Source organism: Polynucleobacter sp. 39-46-10, from assembly GCF_002282275.1.
The window spans coordinates 1-20,536 of record NZ_NCJB01000002.1 but is presented as its reverse complement, the minus strand read 5'-3'; the positions used below and the strand labels follow the sequence as shown (position 1 = coordinate 20,536).

The following is a 20,536-nucleotide window of genomic DNA, read 5'->3' as shown; positions in this document are numbered from 1 at the left end:
AGCAATGCAATCTAATGGTTTATCCCAGCCTTACACCCGCGGCCAGGCACTTCCCGAGCTACTGAAGCAGCGCATTCTGATTTTGGATGGCGCTATGGGCACCATGATTCAGCAATACAAGCTGAATGAGGCGGATTACCGTGGATTACCAGCGAGCACTCGCTTTGAAAATCATCCGGGCGATATCAAGGGCAATAACGAACTTTTAGTTTTAACGCAGCCCCAAATCATTAGCAAGATTCATGAGCAGTATTTAGATGCGGGTGCAGACATTATTGAAACCAATACTTTTGGTGCTACCTCGGTTGCGCAAGAGGATTACAAAATGGCAGGCTTGGCACGTGAGATGAATGTCATCTCAGCTCAATTGGCGCGCGCTGCCTGCGAAAAATACTCTACGCCAGATAAGCCACGTTTTGCAGCGGGCGCAATCGGACCTACTCCAAAGACAGCAAGCATTTCTCCAGATGTAAATGATCCAGGTGCCCGTAACGTGACTTTTGATGCATTGCGTGCCTCCTATCGCGAACAGATTGAAGGCCTCTTTGAAGGTGGCGTTGATTTATTTTTAGTCGAAACCATTTTTGACACACTTAATGCAAAAGCTGCATTGTTCGCTTTAGATGAATTCTTTGAAGAAACTGGTGAACGTTTACCAGTGATGATCTCAGGTACAGTGACTGATGCTTCTGGTCGTATTTTGTCTGGACAAACAGTTGAGGCATTTTGGAATAGCTTGCGTCACATTAAGCCATTAACTTTTGGCTTGAACTGTGCCTTAGGTGCTGCACTAATGCGCCCGTATATTGCTGAGCTTGCTCGTATTTGTGATGCCGCTGTATCTTGCTATCCCAATGCAGGCTTGCCTAATCCAATGAGTGACACTGGATTTGATGAAACTCCAGAAATTACTTCCAGCTTAGTCGATGGCTTTGCAAAAGATGGTTTGGTGAATCTTGTGGGCGGTTGCTGTGGAACGACGCCAGACCATATTCGTGCGATTGCGAATGCAGTTGCTAAGCGTAAGCCTCGTGCCTTCTATCGTGAGAGCGTGGAGGCATCAGCATGAGTAAGACTGCAAAGGTAATGCCGCCGATGAAGCTCTCGGGTTTAGAGCCTTTCAATGTCACGCCTGAAGTTGGCTTTGTGAACATCGGTGAGCGTACTAACGTCACAGGCTCTAAAGCATTTTCACGAATGATTTTGAATAATCAATTTGATGAAGCCTTGGTAGTTGCAAGACAGCAAGTTGAGAATGGTGCTCAAGTCATTGACATCAATATGGATGAAGCGATGTTGGATTCTGAAGCAGCGATGACGCGCTTCTTGAATTTGATTGCTTCAGAACCAGATATTGCACGTGTACCGATCATGATTGACTCTTCCAAGTGGAGTGTTATCGAAGCGGGTCTGAAATGTATTCAAGGTAAGCCGATTGTTAACTCAATTTCACTCAAAGAGGGCGAGGAGTCCTTTAGAAAACAAGCGCACCTAATTCGACGTTATGGCGCAGCATCCGTGGTGATGGCGTTCGATGAAGTAGGTCAGGCCGATACTTTTAAGCGCAAGACTGAAATTTGCCAACGCTGCTATCAAATTCTTGTGAATGAGATTGGTTTTCCTGCAGAAGATATTATTTTTGATCCCAATATCTTTGCAATTGCGACTGGTATTGAAGAGCATGACAACTACGCAGTAGATTTTATTAATGCTACGCGCTGGATTAAAGAAAATCTGCCGGGCGCGAAGGTCAGTGGCGGCGTCTCCAATGTTAGCTTCTCTTTCCGTGGCAATGATCGCGTACGAGAAGCTATTCATACGGTGTTCCTGTATCACGCCATTCAGGCAGGCATGGATATGGGTATCGTCAATGCAGGACAGCTCGGCGTCTATGCAGACCTAGATCCCGAATTGTGTGAACGCGTTGAAGATGTGGTGCTTAACCGCTTTAAAGATAAAGACGGCAAGACTCCAACGGAGCGCTTGCTGGATATTGCTGACCAATTTAAGGGTGGTGGCGCAAAGCAGGTAGAGAACTTAGTTTGGCGTGAATCTCCAGTACGTGAGCGTTTAACCCATGCTTTAGTACATGGCATCACTACTTTTATTGAAGAAGATACTGAAGAGCTACGTGCGCAAATTATGGGTGCGGGTGGTCGTCCGATCGAGGTGATTGAAGGTCCCTTGATGGATGGGATGAACGTCGTTGGCGATTTGTTTGGTGCCGGCAAGATGTTCTTGCCTCAAGTGGTTAAAAGTGCACGTGTGATGAAGCAAGCAGTGGCGATTTTGATTCCTTACATTGAGGAAGAAAAACGCTTGCATATTGCCTCTGGTGGTGAAGCCAAAGCCAAGGGTAAGATTGTGATGGCGACTGTTAAAGGCGACGTGCACGATATTGGTAAAAATATTGTGACGGTAGTGCTGCAATGTAATAACTTTGAAGTTGCCAATATGGGCGTGATGGTGCCTTGCGCAGAAATTCTGAAGCGTGCTAAAGAAGAAAAGGCGGATATTGTTGGTCTGTCTGGTTTGATCACCCCATCCTTAGAAGAGATGACTTACGTTGCTCAAGAGATGCAGCGTGATGACTATTTCCGTGAACGTCAAATTCCATTGATGATTGGGGGTGCTACGACTTCTCGTGTACACACTGCAGTTAAGATTGCGCCACACTACGATGGTCCTGTGGTCTACGTACCTGATGCATCCCGTTCTGTGTCGGTGGCATCGAGCCTGCTTTCAGATGAGAGCGCCAAGAAATTTATTCAAGATCTGCGCGATGACTATGTGCGCATACGTGAGCAGCATGCCAATAAAAAAGCTTCGCCAACCATCTCACTAGAAGCTGCACGCAAGAATCGCGAGCTGATTGATTGGGATAGTTATGTGCCTGAGAAGCCGAAGTTCATTGGGCGCCGTGTTTTCAAGAATTTTGCTTTAAGTGATATTGCTAAATATATTGACTGGACACCATTCTTCCAGACCTGGGATTTAGCTGGTAAGTTCCCAGCAATCTTGGATGATGAAATCGTTGGCGTAGAGGCTCGCAAAGTATTTGAAGATGGCCAGGCGCTTTTAGATAAATTAATCAAAGGTCAGTGGTTGCAAGCCGATGCTGTAGTGGCCTTTTATCCAGCCAACACAATCGGTGATGACATCGTCTTATACAGCGATGAATCACGCGAACATCCATTATTTGTTTGGCATAACTTGCGTCAGCAGGCCGAGCGCCCTGTAGTTGATGGCGTACGTCGACCTAATCGTTGCTTGGCAGATTATGTTGCGCCAAAAGATTCTAAGGTGGCTGATTATCTCGGCTGCTTTGCTGTGACGACTGGCCATGGCGTTGAGAAAAAAGTGGCTGAGTTTCATGCCAAGCATGATGACTACAGCGCAATCATGTTGCAATCTTTAGCTGACCGTTTGGCAGAGGCATTTACAGAGTTAATGCACCACCGTGTTCGTACTGATCTGTGGGGTTATGCAACTGATGAAATTCTGACGAATGATCAAATGATCAATGAAGAATACCGTGGCATCCGTCCAGCGCCAGGTTATCCAGCTTGCCCTGCGCATGAAGTGAAAAAAGACTTATTGCGCGTCATTGGTTCAGAAGATATTGGTATGACCCTGACTGAATCGATGGCAATGAATCCGGCTTCCAGCGTCAGTGGTTTTTATCTGGCACATCCAGATGCGCGGTATTTCAATGTGGGTAAGTTGTCGGCAGACCAAATTGAAGATCTTGCTAAGCGCCGTAACGAGACTGTGGAAGATATCCGCCGTCAGCTGGCCAGCTCTATCGACTAAGAACTTCCTTGATGTGGTGCTTTAAACGCCCCACATCACCGGTTCATCTTTGGCCTTGGCCTGTTTCATGAGTTCTAGGAAGGGGTAGGCACGCTGGCCGAGTCTGTCTGCAAGCTTCGGTTTTTCAGTATTTTGTTGGTCATCCGCATTGCTTTTAGCTCGCTCTTCCAAATCTTTCAGAATGGCGGTTTCTAGGGCAATAATGAGGGCTGGTAGTTGCTCAACAGTGAAAATCCCCCTGGGCTCTAATGGGCGGCCCAAAATTTCAAAGATTCGCTGGGTCAGATCAGCCAACATGATGACGTCAGGACCCGCTTTGGAGCGAAATTGATAGATCATTTCAGTAGCTTACCACCTGATAAACTCACTTATCTATGTTGTTAACTAATAAAAATCGTTTAATTGAGATGCTCAGTGCCGCTCTAGAGGGTTTGGCCCAGGAGCACAGCTTGGGTGATGCCCCTGCCCCTCGTTTAGAGCGCCCCAAGGCGGTAGACCATGGCGATGTTGCTTGCAATATTGCCCTCCAGCTTTCCAAGGCTTGGAAGTTAAATCCCAGGGAATTAGCCCAAGCGCTGGTTGAGCGTTTGGAGCGGCAACCCGGCTATGGTGACCTCATCGCTTCTTGTGAAATCGCGGGCCCTGGATTTATTAACTTTCGCCTAAGCAATGCCGCTAAAACAGCGGTGGTTCAAGAGGTTCTTATGGCGGGGCCTCAGTTTGGTCAGTTAGCTCCAGAAGCGGCTCCAGTCTCCAGCGCCATGATTGAGTTTGTGTCGGCCAATCCCACTGGGCCACTACACGTTGGCCATGGTCGTCAGGCTGCACTCGGTGATGCCTTGGCAAACTTATTGGCAACGCAGGGCATTAAAGTACACCGCGAATTTTATTACAACGATGCTGGAGTGCAGATCGCAAACTTGGCACTCTCAGTACAAGCTCGATTAAACGGACTTAAGCCAGGTGATGTCACTTGGCCAGAAAGTGCTTATAACGGTGAATACATTGCGGAGATTGCGACTGCTTTTAAGGCTTCACCCGAATATAAAGATGACCTTGAAGCCATTCGTCAATTTGCCGTAGCGTATTTGCGCAATGAACAAGATATCGATTTAAAAACATTTGGCGTGAAGTTTGATTGCTACTACCTAGAATCTTCCTTGTATACCGATGGTAGCGTTGCCAAGATAGTTGAAGAGTTGCAGGATATTGGTAAGACCTACGAGTCTGAAGGTGCGCTTTGGTTGAAGACAACAGATGATGGTGACGATAAAGATCGCGTTATGCGTAAGTCTGATGGTAGCTTTACTTACTTCGTGCCTGATGTTGCCTATCACACCAGTAAATGGAATCGTGGCTTCCAAAAAGTGATTAACGTCCAAGGTAGTGATCACCATGGCACGATCGCCCGTGTGCGCTCAGGCTTGCAGGGCGTAGCGCAGAAGCGCGGTTGGGATATTCCAAAAACCTACCCAGACTATGTATTGCACAAGATGGTGACAGTGATGCGCCATGGTGAAGAGGTAAAAATTTCTAAACGTGCAGGCTCTTATGTGACTGTACGTGACTTAGTCGAATGGTCCGGCGGTGTTACGCCAGAGATGACTGTTGATGAGCGCGAGCTTGCGTTGCAGCGTGGACGCGATGCGGTACGTTTCTTCCTGATTTCTCGCAAGGCTGATACGGAATTTGTATTTGATGTTGATCTAGCATTGCAGCAAAATGATGAAAACCCCGTGTTCTATGTGCAATATGCGCATGCGCGTATTTGCTCAATCTTGACCCAATGGGGTGGACAAGTTTCTGACCTGAAGGGTGCAGATCTTTCTTTGTTGCAAAGCAAAGCTTCAGATCATCTCTTACGTCGTTTAGCTGAATATCCAGAAATGCTCACGGATGCAGCCGCAGATTTAGCGCCACATACCTTAGCTTTTTACTTACGTGATTTGGCTGGAGATTTCCATACTTTTTATAACGCAGATCGCGTTCTGGTGGATGACCCTGCCTTGAAATTAGCTCGTCTGGCACTGCTTTCGGCGACGCGTCAGGTGCTTGAAAATGGATTAAAAGTATTGGGTGTCTCAGCACCCGCTAAGATGTAAGCTGTACCAATTGCTAGCGCTTAAGATGTAAAAAGAAGGATGGGGATACGATGAAACAAAATAATCAACACACCAGCTTCACTCCAAAGACGAAGTCTACGAGCCCAGAGTATGGCGGCACTATCCTTGGTTTTATTTTGGGGCTTGGGGTTGGACTAGGGGTTGCTTTTGTGATCGCCTTCTATCTTTCTAAAAATACACCTCAAGAGCGCCCTGGAGTCAGAGCGCCTAATCTGCCTTTGACCATTAAGCCAGGGCCAGCTCCCGCAGAAGGTGAAGCAACCGCACCAGTGGAAGCTCTAGACTTAAATAAGCCTTTGCAAGGCAAGTCGGCAGCACCTGCCGCCAATGCCCCAGACCCAATTGCTGATTTAGCTAATGGCAAGAAACCAGCTGAATCAACCCCGGCACCAGCTGCAAAATCGGATGCCATTTATTTCTTGCAAGTGGGTGCTTTTAATAAACGCGCTGATGCAGATGCACAAAAAGCAAGTTTAGCTATTCAGGGTATTCAGTCACAATTGAGTGAAATTAGTAGCGAGGGCAATACGCTTTGGCGTGTTCGCGTTGGCCCATATAACAGTGTTGAGGAAAGCAATCCCGTGCGAGATAAGTTAAATGGCATGGGCATTAAACCGAGTGTTATTAAATCTAGTAAATCATGATCACATTATCTAAGTCTAAGAGAGCACTTATATCTGCCGCCATTCTTGGTTTGGCATTTTCTTTTTCAGGTCTGGCTTCTGCGCAAAGCCCGAAAATTGAAGAGGGCTTTGATTACCGTATTCTGCCTACCCCTCAGCCAGTTGAGTCCAAAGGTAAGGTTGAGGTTATCGAGTTTTTTTGGTACGGCTGTCCGCATTGCTATGACTTTGAGCCAGAGCTCAATGCATGGCTTAAGCGCCAGCCAAAGGATGTGACATTCCGTAAAGTACCTGTTGCCTTTCGCGATGACTTTATGCCACATAGCCAGTTGTTCTATGCCTTAGAGTCTATGGGCAAGGGTGAAGCGATGAATGACAAAGTGATGTATGCGATGCATAAAGAAAATAAACGCCTCATGACAGAAAATGAGATTGCAGATTGGGTTGCTTCTCAAGGCATCGACCGCAATACTTTCTTGGCTACTTATCGTTCATTTGCTGTTGTATCCAAAGCTCGTGCTGCAAGACAGATGGCTGATGCCTATCGTATAGATGGTGTGCCAACTATTGTGATGCAGGGTCGCTATGTCACTTCTCCATCCATTGCTGGAACAAAGGCTAAAGCAATTGCTGTAATGGATTATCTGGAGCAAAAAATCCGTAAGGATAAGTACAAGTAATTCAGTGTCTTAGATTTTGACGAAGCGTCGTACGATCCAGAAGTAAAGAGGGTAAGGCAGGATTCTGAGGAATTTTAAGAATCCTGAAAACCGCTTAGGGAAGTGAATATCAAACTCTCCCGCCTGAATTCCGCCGAGGATTTCTTTTGCAGCTTCATCAGCGGTTATCAGTGCTGGCATCTCAAAATCATTCTGTGCAGTAGCTTCTGTTGCCACAAATCCTGGTGAAATCATGTGTACGCTCACCCCCTGCGGCAGTAAGTCGTAATACAGGGTTTCGCAGAAGTTAATAATCCCTGCTTTGCTTGGCCCGTAAGCCAAAGCTTTTGGTAGTCCGCTATATCCAGCAACGCTACCAACGATCGCAATATGACCAGAGTGGGTCTCAAGCATATTGGGCAAGACTGCCCCTACTGCCCGCATGGGTCCTAGTAAGTTGGCATCAATAGTTTGTTGTGCAACCTCAAAGTCAAAATTGTCAGCACGCAATGGTGTGTACACACCCGAAACAAAGAGTAGTAGATCTAATCCGCCCCATGCCTCTAGGATGTGTTGATAGCTTGCAATGAGCTGCCCTTGCTGGGTAACATCTAGCGGGAGAACTAAGGCTTGTCCTGGGTCTGCCGATTGTGCAAGTGCATCTAGACGCTCAACACGACGGCTAGAGAGGGCAACTTTAGCGCCTGCCTTGATAAAAGCGTTTGTGCAGGCCTCACCGATTCCGCTCGAGGCCCCAACAATCCAAATCCGTTGATTTACAAATGAATCCATTCCTTTTTGCTTCATGGGCGTAGTGCATCACTTGAGTGAATAACATCTTGGTGTTTAAGGATGTACTGAACGACATCAATATTCTTTTCGGAAAATCCAGCTGCGCAATACATGAGATAGAAATTCCAGAGTCGAATGAACGCCTCATCAAATCCAAGGCGATATATTTCTTCAATCTTTTGATTAAAGCTATCACGCCATAAGCATAAAGTCTTAGCGTAGTCAGCGCCAAATGCAAACTCAGCTTCAACCTCTAAGCCGGCACTAGCAGCTGCAGCCTTGAATTTGCTTGGTGATGGCAGCATTCCACCTGGGAAAACATACTGCTGGATAAAGTCGGTGCTATGGCGATAACGATCAAACAAACCTTCTGCTATGACGATGGTTTGGATGCAAGCTCGGCCGCCTGCTTTTAGTCGATTGGCAATGGTTTGAAAGTACTCACCCCAATGGTTTTCACCAACTGCTTCAAACATTTCAATTGAGGCGATGCCATCAAACTGCTCTACACAGTCTCGATAGTCCTGAAGACGCACCTCGAATTGCTGGCCATCACTTGTCTGCGCAGCAACTTTTTGCAGTCTGGTATCGGCAAAAGCCTTTTGTTCAGTCGATAAAGTCAGGCCCGTAACTTGATTGCCGTTCCGCAGAGCCTCTTCCATAAAGCCACCCCAACCACAGCCAATTTCGAGGAGTTGATCATCTGGTTTGGCATGTATGGCATCCAAAATACGTTTGATCTTGGCACGTTGCGCATCCATCAGAGGTTGCTTGTCACCTTCAGAGAACCAGGCGCTTGAATAGCTCATGGTGGGATCTAGCCAAAGGGTATAGAAAGCGTTGCCTAAGTCATAGTGCGCATGAATATTCTTACGGCTTCCAGACTTGGAGTTGTCTCTAAACCAATGCCTCAGTCGATACGCTATAGAGCCTAACCAACTTCCATAAATTGCTCTTTCTAGGATGGTACGGTTACGAATAGCTAATTCCAGAACCGCTTTGAGATCAGGCGTATTCCATTCACCCCGAATATAGCTCTCAGCAAAGCCAATATCGCCATGAGATAACACTTCTTTAAATACGGACCAATCTAAAACTTGGATTTCTGCATGCAGCTGGTCTGCGCTATTTCCAAATTCTTTGACTTCTTTATTTGGCAGGGTGAGCAGCAAATGTCCGCTGCGTAATTGCCCTAAAAGAGTTAATAAGGTTTCTGTGCTTGAGCGATATTGTTGCTGTTTAGATTCGCACTTCTCAGGGCGAGAGAAGGTTAGGCGGGACAGCAGTGATTGGCCGGGGCGATTCATCGGGTAATTTCAAGTTCTGGTGGTTTAGGTTTTGAATGAAAGGGTACACCTTTTAACCATAATTTCAATGCCTGCCAATGAATTCGGCCAATGACGCCTAAGCTCATCAGGGGGTATTGAAGGAAGGCAAGATAGAGGGAGCTCTTATTTAAAGGCTGAGCTAGCCCGCTGATGCTTGTATTAATCAGTGGGGCGCCATCTTCGTGGAGTTCAATCCGACAAACGCTATTCCGCTTTGAATTGCTGTCCTGGGGAAATAAAAAGCGGAAGTGGTATTCCCCGCGTACGTCACAGAAAGGCGATACATGGAAAACTTTCCTACTTACCAAGGTCTCCCCGGATTGCAAGGCTTTGCCAGAGTCATGATTGAGTAAGTAGCAGTGCCGTTCACCAAAGGTGTTATTTACCTCGGCTAATACAGCTTGAACTTGGCCATTGGCTTGAGTGCAGATCCAAAAGCTCACAGGATTGAAGACGTAGCCTAGGACTCTCGGGAAGGTTTGTAACCAAATTTCACCATCAACATGCTGAATATGATTTTCCTTGAGGATCGCTTCAATCCAGGATAGGCTATCCGCATTACCCAATCCATGATCTTGGTCGAAGAATGAGAAGAGCCCGAACTGATTATCTTTAAGGCCGTGCTTGCTGAGTAGTTTTGGGTCACTTCTGCGCGCACGCATCGGAATAGATAAGGTAAATACACCGTAGCCAAAAGCGTTCTTGGCGGGGCGAAAGCGCCGATGCTTTACCGCGCCAAAATTAATCGTTGGCAAACTCATTTACTGAGCATCTTTGATGGAATTGGGTAAAACACGATGAGCAATTTTTCCCATTAGATCCATCGCCACTAATTCACCTGAGCGAAGACCATCTTCGTGAAAGCCAAAGCCAGTCCATGCACCACAATACCAAATTGAGGAATTACCCTGAATCAGTGGTAGCTCTTTTTGCGCCTGAACGGCGCGCATATCAAAGACTGGATGTGAGTAGTGAATTTCCTCATGCACCAATTTTGGATTGGGATCAGTCAATGGATTCAAGCTGACAATAATCTGTGTGCCCTCGAATGCTTTGGGTAGAGGTTGTAAGCGATTAATTAGATAATTCACACTGACGTGTTGTTGTGCAGTCGGTGTTGCGCCAGATTTTGCGGTGTAGTTCCAGGCTGCCCAGCAGCGCTCGGTAGTCGGTAAGAAATTAATGTCTGTATGCAAAATTGCACGATTTTTTTGATAAGGTACCGAGGCCAAAATATTGCGGGCATCCTGATCAATACCATGTACCAGATCTAAGGTTTGATCACTATGACATGCCATAACTACCTCATCAAACCAATGTGATCCAGTGGACGCAATGACTTCAACCTGAGAATTTTCAGCTTGACAGGCATTGACGCGAGTAACCGCCTCGCGCACAAACTTAACTCGATATTTCTCCAGAGCCGCCACTAAAAGATCTACATACTCTCGCGAGCCGCCTTTCACAGTAAGCCATTGCGGGCGATTTTGAATTTGCAAAAGGCCATGGTTATGACAGAAGCGGACCATGGTCTGAATTGGAAACTCCAGCATCTGCTCAACGGAGCATGACCAAATAGCGCCAATCATTGGTAGAAAATAATTCTCTCTAAAACTAGAGCCAAAACGATTGCGATCTAAAAAATCTTTAATACGCTCATCTGGCTCCGAGTATTCAAGCTTGGCAGTAATTTGCTTTTCTGCGAGTTGAGTGGCGAGACGATTGAAGCGCAATATGTCATAAGCCATGCTCCAAAATGACAGCGAGAATAAATTCTTTCTTTGTCCAAAGAAGGAATTGAGATCGTTTCCAGCCCATTCAATCTTTTTACTGGCACCTGTTTTTTTGCTAGCATCAATTGACACTGAAAATGACATCTCTGATGGCGCAATGGGCACCTGAATTTCCTCAAAAAGGCGAACTAAGCGGGGATAGGTTTTGCGATTAAATACTAAAAATCCAGTATCCACTCCATGGGTCATCTTGCCTTGAGGAGTTTCTAGCGTGAGATCTACGGTATTACTGTGGCCGCCAATATGGTTGCCGCCTTCAAATATGGTGAGATCTAAATCGGGGTGCTGTCTTAATGCATGTGCGCATCCTAAGCCAGAAATGCCGGCGCCAATGATGGCAATTTTTTTCTTGCCCACTAAATTTTCTCTCCAAGAAGTTTCTCTATCTCACCGGTAATGTTAGTGCTTGTTGGATTGGTCAGACTACCAAATGCGTCCACTACATTACCGTTGCGATTAATGAGGTATTTATAAAAATTCCATTTAGGTGTTGTACCGGTTTTAGCAATCAACATCTTAAATAAAGGATTGGGGTTGCCCCCGCTTACTGAGCTCTTGGCAAACATCGGGAACTTCACGTCATAGGTATTTTTACAGAATTCAGCAATATCTTTATTACTGCCGGGCTCCTGTTGACCAAAATCATTAGATGGAAATCCCAATACCACTAAGCCGCGATCTTTATATTTGGCATATAACTTCTCAAGACCCTCATATTGGCTAGTGAAACCACAGAAGCTGGCTGTATTCACAACTAAAATGACTTTGCCCTGGTATTGGCAGAGGTTTTGAGGTGCCTCATCCTGCAATCTCGGAAAGGTCTGAGACAGAAGGGGGCTGCAGCTGGGTGAGGCTGGCGGTGCTGCCTCAACTAATTGCATTACTGGTAGCAGCAAAAGTAGTGCTAGTAAGTAGCTCTGCATATTGCGAATCATCTTGAGCCTATGGACTGGGTGGGGATGCCCAAGTCTAAGACATTCTGGCAAATATCGTTGGGCCCAGCTCAATGCCATTAATATGACGCTATGAGCTCTTTATCTTTACCTTCATTTGAGTCCAAAGTCTGTGACCCTGCAGAGCTGGAGGCGCGTATTGCCGCCCTTCCAAGACCTCTGGTGTTCACTAATGGTGTTTTTGATATCTTGCATCGTGGTCACGCTAGTTATTTAGCCCAAGCGCGAGCATTAGGCGCCAGTCTGGTGGTGGGTGTGAACTCAGATGCTTCAGTCAAGATGTTGGGTAAGGGTGATGACAGGCCTATTAATATTGAGGCTGATCGCCAAGCTCTATTAGCGGCGCTGGAGAGTGTGGATTTAGCGGTGTTATTTACGGAACAGACTCCAGTGAATCTCATTGCAAAAATTCATCCAGATATCTACGTCAAGGGGGGAGATTATGAAATCGATACCCTCCAAGAAACTCGCTTAGTGAAAACCTGGGGTGGCAAAGCGGTTGCTATTCCATTTTTATATGAGCGCTCTACAACAACTCTGTTGGGCAAGATCCGTACTAGTTAAGCCTTGCCAATTAACGCATACAAATACCTAGAAGTTTTGTAAGAGCCAAGCCCAAAGCCCCCGAAGTACTAAGCCTTCGATAGGCTCAATTGGAAGTGCTGCCAGCTCAGGAAATTGTTTAATCTCATTCGCCAAGACTTTGGCATTGCCGCCATCAAGCCAAATTCGTTCGATAGGATGATTCATCGCTTTAGCTAAATAAGCTGCGCGCAGTATTGCTCCAATTTGTGCCGCATCACAACCGCCAGTAATAGCTTCATCCGTTGTTGTGCCAAAGCTCGCTTGAGTTGTAGTCTTGCTGATGCGAACCGCTAATGGGAGTTGGGCCGTATTTTGTTGCAGGCTTTCTTGCATCATGCTGAGGCCCGGTAGTATCCAGCCGCCGTAATGAATGCCATTACCGCCTAGTAAATCAATGGTTGTGGCGGTCCCAGCATTAATCACCAGTGTGTTGGTATTTGAGATTGCTCTTGCACCAATCAATGCCGCCCATCGGTCTGCGCCCAACTTGCTTGGGTCTTGATAGAGTGTGCGAACACCGTCGTAAGAACTGCTGCCTATAAATTGCTTCCACTCAAGATCTTGCCATTGCGGAAAGAGGCTACGTAGATTTTCAATAGCAGCATCACCTGCTACACAGCAAAACGCAATCGTATCTGGCCTGGGCAAGGTTTTAGAAATATAGTCAGATAGCTCGGCACGCAGCTCTGGTGATTGAAAAGATTTAGTGCTAATTGATCCAGAATACGCCCACAACTTTTTATTGCGATCTGAAATATTTTGTGTGGATTCGACAGCAGCCCATTTAAGCCGAGTGTTGCCAAGATCAAATACTAAATACAGACTCATGATTGAACTCGCAAAGAAACATCGCCCGCATGAATGGCAATCGATTTGTCATGCTGCTTTAGGATAAGCGCGCCAGTGTCATCAACTCCAGCGGAAATTCCGATGATAGATTCTTTGCCTGCGCCTGATATACAAACGGATTGACCATTGAAGGCATCCCACTGCTCCCACGAATTCTTAAAATAGCCAAATCCATTTTCGTCAAACTGAGCCAAATGCTTTTCAAAGGACTCAATGAGTTTTAGCCAAACAAACTCAGTATCGGGAAGTACACTGTGGTGGGGTATGAGTTGCCCTAAAGCTGCAACTCCAAAAGAGGTTTGGCCTTCTAGGCTCTTTTCAATCAGCGCTGCATTACGTAAGTTAAGACCCAGCCCAATCACCATCCAGGTGGGTAGGCTTGGATTACTTTGGCCGCCTTCAATGAGGATGCCGCCAAGCTTGGCATTGTTAAGTAGTAAGTCGTTAGGCCATTTGAGTCTCAAGCCTTGTTGATGCAATGCATCCTCACTAAGACCTAGTGTCGTGGCAATTCCAGAAATAAGCGCTAAGCCAATAACTAGGCTAAGTCCACTCAGTTCATTGGGGCGTTTATGAAAGGGGTAGGCCAAGGAAAAGCACAGGGTATCTTCAGGATTAGAAAGCCAAACTCTCCCAGCCCTGCCCTTACCAGAGGTCTGCTCTTGGGTAATGCGAGCAACGGGATCAATTAATTCCCCAGCGCGCCAACGGGCTAATAAATCATCATTAGTTGATTTAGTGCTGGCAACGCGCTCTAGGATGCAATTTGTACTCATTTACCTATTGTAGAAAGATCTGACCAGGCTGACCTAGAATGGTGGAATGCATCACGATGATCAGCGTCCTCGCAAGTTTGTTTGGCCACTCCAGGCAATGCCTTTGGCCAGAGCCATTAGCCTGAGCTATGCGCTATTAATCGTCTATGTCAGCCTAAATCCATTTGATTTCAGCTTTGACAATGGCATTGCCCCATGGGCGTGGTTAGATGCCCCTTTACCCCGCTTTATTACGCTCTTTGATGTCTCGGTCAATATCTTGGCTTATATCCCCTTGGGATTTTTGCTGGTCTTTGCCTGTTACCCGCGATGGCGTAATTTTGTTGCCCTAGGCATTGCATTGAGCTTTAGTGCAGCACTGGCTTTTAGTGTGGAGTCTTTGCAAACTTGGCTGCCCACGCGCATTCCGAGCCAAATGGATTGGTGGGCCAATATCTTGGGTGGCTTGATAGGTGGCTTATTAGCCATCCCCCTGGGCCCCCAGTGGCTCTCTGGTAGCGCAATACGCCGTCGTTTTGACCAGTGGTTTGGTTTGAACTGGGCTGCATGTGCCTTGTTTCTACTCTTTCCTTGGGCCCAGATTTACCCCCAAAGCTCTTGGTTAGGCACTGGGGTATGGGGACATGCGATCTTTGCCTCGGTCGATTGGGGAACTATGGTCGTGAACCACGTTATTCAGGAATCAATCATTACGGCAATTTGTTGGCTCGGCACAGGGCTCTTGCTATCACTGGGTATGCGTGCAAAAGCGCCCCAGTGGAAAATCTTAACTAGCCTTCTTTGCTTCACCGTTTTGATCAAGATTGCCTTTACTGCATTGCAATTCGGGGCAGAGTTTAGTTTGCTATGGCTTACTGCGGGAGCTATTTGGGGAATGGTATTGGGCAGTCTATTGCTGAAATGGACTCTCCAATTTTCTGAAGCCAATAAAACCTGGCTTGCGATCGCTTGCCTGCTTAGTGCTACTCTGGCAATTAATCTTTTACCGGACAATCCTTATTTCATTTTGACATTAAGGCATTGGTACCAAGGCAGGCTATTACACTTTAATGAATTAATGCAATGGGTTTCAGTAGTATGGTTGCCATTAGCTTTATTTTGGGTGTTCCGAAATCGGACTACTGTTAATTTAAAACCTTGATTGAGATTGCTTATGAGTTTCAAACACCATGTTTTTTTCTGCTTAAACCAGCGAAGTAATGGCGAGGATTGTTGCGATCGCCATAATGCTTTTGCATTATTTGACTATGCAAAAAAACGCGTGAAAGAGTTGGGATTGTCTGGCCCAGGAAACATCCGCATTAATAAGGCGGGATGTTTAGATCGTTGCGCAGATGGCCCAGTAGCCGTGATTTACCCAGAGGGTATTTGGTATACCTTTGTGGATACTGAAGACATTGAAGAAATTATTCAGTCACACTTAATACAAGGGCGTCCAGTAGAGCGTCTGCAGTTGGCTTAAAAAGATTTTGGAAAGTTTCCCTCATGAATAGCCGTACAAAAATCATTCATATTGAAGGTGTTGTAGGTCAAATTGAAATGTCGATTGATCTGCCTGACGAATTAAAAAATAACCCTGATTTTTTGGTAAGGGGTTTGGCTTTGGTTGCGCATCCTCATCCGCTAATGGGCGGAACAATGGATAACAAGGTTGCGCAAACGATGGCGCGGGCCTTTAATCAATTGGGTTATGTCAGTGTGCGCCCTAATTTCCGCGGTGTTGGCGCTACTGCTGGTGTGCATGATGATGGCATTGGTGAGATGGAAGATCTGCTTCATGTTGCTGATTGGATGCGCACCCCCTTGAGCTGGAATCAATTTGAAGCGACTTCACAACAAGCGTGGACTCAGACTGCAAATACCTTACCCTTAGTGGTTTCTGGATTTTCATTTGGCAGTTTTGTTGGGACTCATCTAGTACAGCGCTTAGCAGGGCTAGGACGCCCAGCAGAGCGACTGGTCATGGTGGGTAGTGCGGCAGGAAAGTGGGCCTTAGCGCCTGTGCCTGCTGATACGATTTTGATTCATGGCGAGGTAGATGAGACCATTCCCTTGATCGATGTCTTGGATTGGGCGCGTCCTCAAGAACTAACAGTTCAAGTAGTGCCAGGCGCAGATCATTTTTTCCACCGACGTCTACATTGCATACGCAACATCATCACTGGTGCTTGGTTGGGTATGCCTGATCATCGCAATCAATAAACTACAAAGTACATTAGAAAGATAAAAACATGACTGAAGATAGAAAATCTCTTATCGAGTATCCATCTGAGTTTCCAATTAAGGTGATGGGCAAGACCAATCGAGAATACTTGCCGGCAATTTTGCACATTGCTCGTCAATTTGACCCTACGCTTGATGAGAGCAAGGTTGAGCAACGACCTTCTAAAGATGGAAATTATCTGGGCATTACTTTGCCGATCACCGCAACCAGCCGTGAGCAATTAGATGAGTTGTATCGCACACTATCCACACATCCTCTAGTTAGTGTTGTTCTCTAAATTATTTGCATGAGTTTTTTAGTAAAACATTTAGGGGTAGCTGACTACGAGTTAACCTATCAAGCGATGCGGGATTTTACGCAGCAGCGAGATGGCGATACTCTAGATGAAATTTGGATTCTGGAGCATCCCCCAGTATTTACATTGGGTTTAGCGGGGGATGCGAGTAATTTACATTCCCCTAGCAATCAAATTCCTTTAGTGCAGGTGGATCGCGGAGGTGAGATCACTTATCACGGCCCTGGGCAAATCGTGGTGTATCTATTGCTCGATCTCCGGCGTTTGAAGATTTTTGTAAAAGAGCTTGTCTCCCGAATTGAGCAAGCTTTAATTGATACCCTGGCAGACTTTGGCATACAGGCAGAAAGACATGCCGGCGCTCCTGGTATTTATATTGCCCAGGAGAGCCCAGTTTCATTGGAGTATCGGGGTGCAAAGATTGCTGCTTTGGGCCTTAAAGTCTCAAAAGGATGCTCGTATCATGGACTTGCCCTAAATGTGTCTACTGATTTAGCGGCTTTTTCCCGAATTCACCCATGTGGGTATGAGGGCTTAAGGACGGTGGATATGCAAACCCTTGGGATCAAGGACAATATAGACATTATTATTCAAACCCTTTTAGGGCATTTGCAAAAGCAACTGATTCCATCATGACCACCAATAAGCCGGATCTCGATTTAACTGCCAACGCTAATAGCCGGCAGGATCTTAATTACGACGCTTCGCGTAAGCAGAAGTCGAGTGAGAAAACTGCGCGGATTCCAATCAAGATTATTCCCTTGGAGCAAGTTCTAAAAAAGCCAGACTGGATTCGAGTAAAAGCAGCTTCTGGTAATTCTCGCTTTAACGAGATCAAAAAAATCTTGCGTGAGAATGAGTTGGTAACGGTATGTGAAGAAGCAAGTTGCCCCAATATTGGCGAGTGCTTTGGCAAAGGCACCGCTACCTTCATGATCATGGGTGATAAATGTACACGTCGTTGCCCATTTTGTGATGTGGGTCACGGCAGACCAGATCCGCTCGACACAAAAGAGCCTGGCAATTTAGCCCGTACGATTGCTGCCCTCAAATTAAATTATGTGGTGATTACTAGCGTAGATCGTGATGATTTACGTGATGGTGGTGCTATGCATTATGTGGACTGCATTTCTCAATCACGAGATCTCTCACCAGGTACGCGCATTGAAGTCTTGGTTCCAGATTTTCGTGGTCGCTTGGATAAAGCTTTGGATATTTTTTCTGAGCATGCGCCACAAGGCTTACCCGATGTCATGAATCACAATCTAGAAACCGTACCGCGTTTGTACAAGCAAGCTCGTCCTGGCGCAGATTACGCACACTCATTGAAGTTGTTAAAGGACTTTAAAGAGCGCTTCCCACACATTCCGACTAAGAGTGGCTTGATGGTCGGTTTGGGCGAGACAGATGAAGAGATTCTGGAAGTGATGCGTGATATGCGTGAGCACAATATTGATATGCTGACGATTGGGCAGTACTTAGCACCTTCGGGTCACCATCTCCCAGTTCAGCGCTATGTCCATCCAGACGTGTTCAAGCATTTCGAGGAAGAGGCTTATGCCATGGGCTTCTCACATGCTGCCGTGGGTGCGATGGTGCGCTCTAGCTACCATGCTGACCAACAAGCTCACAGTGCAGGTGTTGTCTAAATTCATGCTCCAGAAGTTTGGCGTAATTCTAACGCTTACATTGCTGCTTGCTGCTTGTAGTCCCAAGTTAGATTGGCGGACTGTGCAGTCTCCTCAAGAAGGTTATAACGCTTTATTTCCAGGTAAGCCTGAAAAAAAGGAGCGACGACTGCCCTATGCGAATCAAGAAATTCCTCAAACCTTAGAGGCAGTAAAAATTGAGGATGATATTTATTCTGTGAGTACGATTCATTTGAGCAGGGATCAGGCTACCCTAGCACCCAAATTGTTAGAGCAATTACAGGGTAACTTATTGAATCGGGCAAATGTCAGTTTGGAAAGTGCGTTGAGTGTTGAAGCTCTTTATCAGACTGCGAATAAACAGCGTGTTGCTACTAAGGATTACTTTTTGGAATTTAAATCTACTGGTGCAGTAGAGCAGTCAATGCGTGTCCGTTGGATTACCAGGATTGCGCCAGATAATGGAACTTGGATTTATCAGATATCGGTTCTGCATGCAGCTCCAGCAAGGGTAGATGCAAAAAAGTTTTTCTCTGAAGAGGCTTACTCCAACTTCTTTGATGAGTTTCATCCAGAATAGTTTCTAGATGAAACTGCGAATCTGATTAAGATTTTTCTAGGGCGGCAACTTTAGCTTCGAGTGCTTCTAACTTTTCCCTGGTTTTAGCCAAAACTTTTGATTGCAGATCAAACTCTTCACGAGTAACCAAGTCCATTTTCTGAAATCCCTGATTCATCATAGCTCGCACATTCTTTTCAATCTCTTGTGCAGGTGAGTTGCGAATAGCATCCCCAACTTTGTTTTGCATATCGCTAGCAATGCGCTGAATTTGCTCTAGGATTTCGCCTGGTTTTTGCATAATGCTGCCCGCCGTTCTGTTGAAGGTTGCTTAAAAGATACAGAATCTATTTTAAGTTGTTGGGCCAAAAACAGGCTGATCCAGCCAAAAATGCTGCATTTGCACCAAAATGAACGTAAATGGTGCATATCTAAGCACCAAAATTGTGCATAAGCCTTATTTAGGGGAATCGCACCAAATTGAAAGAGGGCCAGAGATTCATGATCACTTAATGCAATAAAGCATTTATCCCTTTTTCATTACACACAGCAAGGAGCAACACATGAAAACTATTCAAAAGACAGCCATCGCTCTCGCAGCATCTGGCTTATTTGCAACTGCAGCGTTTGCACAAACAGCTCCTGCAGCAGAGGCTCCAGAAGTTAGCCCAGTAACAGCTAACGTAACTATTACTAATGATTACCGTTACCGTGGTATTACTCAAACTAACTACCAGCCAGCTATCCAGGGTGGTTTTGATTACGCCCATGAGAGCGGTTTCTATATTGGCAACTGGAACAGCACAATTAACTGGGTTGGCAATACAACTTCAGGCGCAGTCTCTGCACCAGTTGAGATGGATTTCTACGGCGGCTTTAAGAAAGAATTGATTGCTCCGGGATTTGCTTCTGACTTTGGCGTTCTTCAATATTACTATCCGAGCAAGGGTCAGTATTCTGCGATGCTAAATCCTAATAGCACTGAGCTTTATGCTGCCCAAAACTTTACACTTGGACCATTGACTGGTTTTGTAAAGCTCTCATATGCAGTGACTACGTTGTTTGGTATTCCTAATAGCGCTGGTTCTATGTACCCTGATTTGACATTGAACTATGACACTGGTTTTTGGGGTATATCTGCAAATGGCCACGTTGGTTACCAATATGTCGCTGGTCAACCTGCTACAACTGGTGGCATCGGACAAACTGCGCAAAATATCAGCTATACCGATTGGAAGCTTGGTTTAACGAAAGATTTCGGTGGTGGCTTAGCTTTGTCCGCTTCTTATGTTAGTACCAATGCAAATTCCAGTTGGTGGAATACATGGACTGGTACTCCTTTGGGAACATCAAACACTACCGCCGGTCGTGGTGGCGCAGTAGTTGCTCTGACAAAAACTTTCTAATTCCTTCCTTTGAACGGAGAAACGTATGAAATTAATTACCGCAATCATCAAGCCCTTCAAGCTTGACGAAGTGCGCGAAGCTCTCTCGGAAGTGGGAGTTTCGGGCATC

23 protein-coding genes and 1 pseudogene are annotated in these 20,536 nt (G+C 45.9%); 15 read left to right on the top strand and 9 right to left on the bottom strand.

Translation table 11 applies throughout. From position 1 onward, the window contains the following. Positions 1–4 precede the first annotated feature (4 nt). A complete protein-coding gene (locus tag B7X71_RS00410) occupies positions 5–1,069 on the top strand; it encodes a homocysteine S-methyltransferase family protein (protein WP_293596752.1) in 1,065 nt (354 codons plus the stop codon). Then, the gene (gene metH, locus B7X71_RS00405) at positions 1,066–3,813 is read left to right on the top strand and encodes a methionine synthase (protein WP_293596753.1); all 2,748 of its coding nucleotides are present in this window, start codon (positions 1,066–1,068) and stop codon (positions 3,811–3,813) included. The genes B7X71_RS00410 and metH overlap by 4 nt, the downstream gene beginning before the upstream one ends. 21 nt (positions 3,814–3,834) lie before the next feature. On the opposite strand, the gene B7X71_RS00400 is transcribed toward metH, so the two are convergent. Next, a complete protein-coding gene (locus B7X71_RS00400; protein WP_293596754.1) occupies positions 3,835–4,152 on the bottom strand; it encodes a DUF1840 domain-containing protein in 318 nt (105 codons plus the stop codon). A 35-nt stretch (positions 4,153–4,187) separates the two neighbouring features. On the opposite strand from B7X71_RS00400, the gene argS reads away from it, so the two are divergent. Genes argS through B7X71_RS00385 form a run of 3 tightly spaced genes read left to right on the top strand, consistent with a single transcriptional unit; the run spans position 4,188 to position 7,239 of the window. Beyond that, entirely contained in the window at positions 4,188–5,915 is a 1,728-nt protein-coding gene (argS, locus tag B7X71_RS00395; protein WP_293596755.1) for an arginine--tRNA ligase, read from the top strand. A 50-nt stretch (positions 5,916–5,965) separates the two neighbouring features. Continuing rightward, positions 5,966–6,580 (top strand): SPOR domain-containing protein, encoded by a 615-nt coding sequence (locus tag B7X71_RS00390; protein ID WP_293596756.1) that lies wholly within the window; start codon positions 5,966–5,968, stop codon positions 6,578–6,580. Next, entirely contained in the window at positions 6,577–7,239 is a 663-nt protein-coding gene (locus B7X71_RS00385; protein ID WP_293596757.1) for a thiol:disulfide interchange protein DsbA/DsbL, read from the top strand. The genes B7X71_RS00390 and B7X71_RS00385 overlap by 4 nt, the downstream gene beginning before the upstream one ends. Positions 7,240–7,248: 9 nt before the next feature. Here B7X71_RS00385 and B7X71_RS00380 read toward each other — a convergent pair whose 3' ends face one another. The 5 genes from B7X71_RS00380 to B7X71_RS00360 are packed head-to-tail and all read right to left on the bottom strand — an operon-like array spanning position 7,249 to position 12,012. Then, positions 7,249–8,025, bottom strand: a complete 777-nt coding sequence (locus B7X71_RS00380) for an SDR family NAD(P)-dependent oxidoreductase (RefSeq protein WP_293596758.1) — start codon at positions 8,023–8,025, stop codon at positions 7,249–7,251. After that, positions 8,022–9,317: a cyclopropane-fatty-acyl-phospholipid synthase family protein gene (locus tag B7X71_RS00375; RefSeq protein ID WP_293596759.1), complete on the bottom strand. Its 1,296-nt coding sequence runs from the start codon at positions 9,315–9,317 to the stop codon at positions 8,022–8,024. The genes B7X71_RS00380 and B7X71_RS00375 overlap by 4 nt, the downstream gene beginning before the upstream one ends. Beyond that, positions 9,314–10,099: a DUF1365 domain-containing protein gene (locus tag B7X71_RS00370; RefSeq protein ID WP_293596760.1), complete on the bottom strand. Its 786-nt coding sequence runs from the start codon at positions 10,097–10,099 to the stop codon at positions 9,314–9,316. Before B7X71_RS00370 ends, B7X71_RS00375 begins: the two co-directional genes overlap by 4 nt. Continuing rightward, a complete protein-coding gene (locus B7X71_RS00365) occupies positions 10,100–11,488 on the bottom strand; it encodes an NAD(P)-binding protein (RefSeq protein WP_293596761.1) in 1,389 nt (462 codons plus the stop codon). Next, positions 11,488–12,012 (bottom strand): glutathione peroxidase, encoded by a 525-nt coding sequence (locus B7X71_RS00360; protein ID WP_293596807.1) that lies wholly within the window; start codon positions 12,010–12,012, stop codon positions 11,488–11,490. The genes B7X71_RS00365 and B7X71_RS00360 overlap by 1 nt, the downstream gene beginning before the upstream one ends. A 144-nt stretch (positions 12,013–12,156) precedes the next feature. Between B7X71_RS00360 and rfaE2 the strand changes: the two genes are divergently transcribed. Beyond that, positions 12,157–12,648: a D-glycero-beta-D-manno-heptose 1-phosphate adenylyltransferase gene (gene rfaE2, locus B7X71_RS00355; protein ID WP_293596762.1), complete on the top strand. Its 492-nt coding sequence runs from the start codon at positions 12,157–12,159 to the stop codon at positions 12,646–12,648. A gap of 27 nt (positions 12,649–12,675) precedes the next feature. Here rfaE2 and B7X71_RS00350 read toward each other — a convergent pair whose 3' ends face one another. Both B7X71_RS00350 and B7X71_RS00345 read right to left on the bottom strand, forming a co-directional pair. After that, positions 12,676–13,497, bottom strand: coding sequence for a type III pantothenate kinase (locus B7X71_RS00350; RefSeq protein WP_293596763.1), 822 nt, complete (start codon positions 13,495–13,497; stop codon positions 12,676–12,678). Further along, complete coding sequence (locus B7X71_RS00345; RefSeq protein ID WP_293596764.1) at positions 13,494–14,294, bottom strand: biotin--[acetyl-CoA-carboxylase] ligase; 801 nt, start codon at positions 14,292–14,294, stop codon at positions 13,494–13,496. Before B7X71_RS00345 ends, B7X71_RS00350 begins: the two co-directional genes overlap by 4 nt. Positions 14,295–14,340: 46 nt before the next feature. Here B7X71_RS00345 and B7X71_RS00340 point away from each other — a divergent pair, with 46 nt between their 5' ends. From B7X71_RS00340 to B7X71_RS00310, 7 genes and pseudogenes are all read left to right on the top strand, one after another. Next, the gene (locus tag B7X71_RS00340) at positions 14,341–15,435 is read left to right on the top strand and encodes a VanZ family protein (protein ID WP_293600105.1); all 1,095 of its coding nucleotides are present in this window, start codon (positions 14,341–14,343) and stop codon (positions 15,433–15,435) included. Positions 15,436–15,447: 12 nt separating this feature from the next. Next, entirely contained in the window at positions 15,448–15,756 is a 309-nt protein-coding gene (locus B7X71_RS00335) for a ferredoxin (RefSeq protein ID WP_215376104.1), read from the top strand. A 23-nt stretch (positions 15,757–15,779) separates the two neighbouring features. Continuing rightward, on the top strand, positions 15,780–16,496 hold the full coding sequence (locus B7X71_RS00330) for an alpha/beta hydrolase (protein ID WP_293596766.1): 717 nt from the start codon (positions 15,780–15,782) through the stop codon (positions 16,494–16,496). 29 nt (positions 16,497–16,525) lie between these two features. Beyond that, on the top strand, positions 16,526–16,795 hold the full coding sequence (locus B7X71_RS00325) for a DUF493 family protein (RefSeq protein WP_293596767.1): 270 nt from the start codon (positions 16,526–16,528) through the stop codon (positions 16,793–16,795). Positions 16,796–16,804: 9 nt separating this feature from the next. After that, a complete protein-coding gene (lipB, locus tag B7X71_RS00320) occupies positions 16,805–17,449 on the top strand; it encodes a lipoyl(octanoyl) transferase LipB (RefSeq protein WP_293596768.1) in 645 nt (214 codons plus the stop codon). A 59-nt stretch (positions 17,450–17,508) separates the two neighbouring features. Further along, positions 17,509–18,462: pseudogene (lipA, locus tag B7X71_RS00315) on the top strand (lipoyl synthase); the annotation flags it as partial. Beyond that, positions 18,425–19,042, top strand: coding sequence for a hypothetical protein (locus tag B7X71_RS00310; RefSeq protein ID WP_293596770.1), 618 nt, complete (start codon positions 18,425–18,427; stop codon positions 19,040–19,042). The pseudogene lipA and the gene B7X71_RS00310, both read left to right, overlap by 38 nt. A gap of 25 nt (positions 19,043–19,067) precedes the next feature. Here B7X71_RS00310 and B7X71_RS00305 read toward each other — a convergent pair whose 3' ends face one another. Further along, complete coding sequence (locus B7X71_RS00305) at positions 19,068–19,322, bottom strand: accessory factor UbiK family protein (protein WP_015422110.1); 255 nt, start codon at positions 19,320–19,322, stop codon at positions 19,068–19,070. 262 nt (positions 19,323–19,584) lie between these two features. Here B7X71_RS00305 and B7X71_RS00300 point away from each other — a divergent pair, with 262 nt between their 5' ends. Both B7X71_RS00300 and B7X71_RS00295 read left to right on the top strand, forming a co-directional pair. Next, positions 19,585–20,427: a TorF family putative porin gene (locus tag B7X71_RS00300; RefSeq protein ID WP_293596771.1), complete on the top strand. Its 843-nt coding sequence runs from the start codon at positions 19,585–19,587 to the stop codon at positions 20,425–20,427. A gap of 25 nt (positions 20,428–20,452) precedes the next feature. Then, a partial coding sequence (locus B7X71_RS00295; RefSeq protein ID WP_293600111.1) for a P-II family nitrogen regulator occupies positions 20,453–20,536 on the top strand: 84 nt, incomplete at its 3' end.

What these genes read in the sequence shown, in the direction of transcription:
- metH (WP_293596753.1), top strand. Translation starts at nt 1,066, where the DNA reads ATGAGTAAGACTGCAAAGGTAATGCCGCCGATGAAGCTCTCGGGTTTA.
- B7X71_RS00345 (WP_293596764.1), bottom strand. Translation starts at nt 14,294, where the DNA reads ATGAGTACAAATTGCATCCTAGAGCGCGTTGCCAGCACTAAATCAACT.
- B7X71_RS00300 (WP_293596771.1), top strand. Translation starts at nt 19,585, where the DNA reads ATGAAAACTATTCAAAAGACAGCCATCGCTCTCGCAGCATCTGGCTTA.
- B7X71_RS00325 (WP_293596767.1), top strand. Translation starts at nt 16,526, where the DNA reads ATGACTGAAGATAGAAAATCTCTTATCGAGTATCCATCTGAGTTTCCA.
- B7X71_RS00410 (WP_293596752.1), top strand. Translation starts at nt 5, where the DNA reads ATGCAATCTAATGGTTTATCCCAGCCTTACACCCGCGGCCAGGCACTT.
- B7X71_RS00370 (WP_293596760.1), bottom strand. Translation starts at nt 10,099, where the DNA reads ATGAGTTTGCCAACGATTAATTTTGGCGCGGTAAAGCATCGGCGCTTT.
- B7X71_RS00305 (WP_015422110.1), bottom strand. Translation starts at nt 19,322, where the DNA reads ATGCAAAAACCAGGCGAAATCCTAGAGCAAATTCAGCGCATTGCTAGC.
- B7X71_RS00400 (WP_293596754.1), bottom strand. Translation starts at nt 4,152, where the DNA reads ATGATCTATCAATTTCGCTCCAAAGCGGGTCCTGACGTCATCATGTTG.
- argS (WP_293596755.1), top strand. Translation starts at nt 4,188, where the DNA reads ATGTTGTTAACTAATAAAAATCGTTTAATTGAGATGCTCAGTGCCGCT.
- B7X71_RS00310 (WP_293596770.1), top strand. Translation starts at nt 18,425, where the DNA reads ATGCTGACCAACAAGCTCACAGTGCAGGTGTTGTCTAAATTCATGCTC.
- B7X71_RS00375 (WP_293596759.1), bottom strand. Translation starts at nt 9,317, where the DNA reads ATGAATCGCCCCGGCCAATCACTGCTGTCCCGCCTAACCTTCTCTCGC.
- B7X71_RS00340 (WP_293600105.1), top strand. Translation starts at nt 14,341, where the DNA reads ATGCATCACGATGATCAGCGTCCTCGCAAGTTTGTTTGGCCACTCCAG.
- B7X71_RS00385 (WP_293596757.1), top strand. Translation starts at nt 6,577, where the DNA reads ATGATCACATTATCTAAGTCTAAGAGAGCACTTATATCTGCCGCCATT.
- lipB (WP_293596768.1), top strand. Translation starts at nt 16,805, where the DNA reads ATGAGTTTTTTAGTAAAACATTTAGGGGTAGCTGACTACGAGTTAACC.
- B7X71_RS00350 (WP_293596763.1), bottom strand. Translation starts at nt 13,497, where the DNA reads ATGAGTCTGTATTTAGTATTTGATCTTGGCAACACTCGGCTTAAATGG.
- B7X71_RS00380 (WP_293596758.1), bottom strand. Translation starts at nt 8,025, where the DNA reads ATGAAGCAAAAAGGAATGGATTCATTTGTAAATCAACGGATTTGGATT.
- B7X71_RS00335 (WP_215376104.1), top strand. Translation starts at nt 15,448, where the DNA reads ATGAGTTTCAAACACCATGTTTTTTTCTGCTTAAACCAGCGAAGTAAT.
- B7X71_RS00390 (WP_293596756.1), top strand. Translation starts at nt 5,966, where the DNA reads ATGAAACAAAATAATCAACACACCAGCTTCACTCCAAAGACGAAGTCT.
- B7X71_RS00330 (WP_293596766.1), top strand. Translation starts at nt 15,780, where the DNA reads ATGAATAGCCGTACAAAAATCATTCATATTGAAGGTGTTGTAGGTCAA.
- B7X71_RS00360 (WP_293596807.1), bottom strand. Translation starts at nt 12,012, where the DNA reads ATGCAATTAGTTGAGGCAGCACCGCCAGCCTCACCCAGCTGCAGCCCC.
- rfaE2 (WP_293596762.1), top strand. Translation starts at nt 12,157, where the DNA reads ATGAGCTCTTTATCTTTACCTTCATTTGAGTCCAAAGTCTGTGACCCT.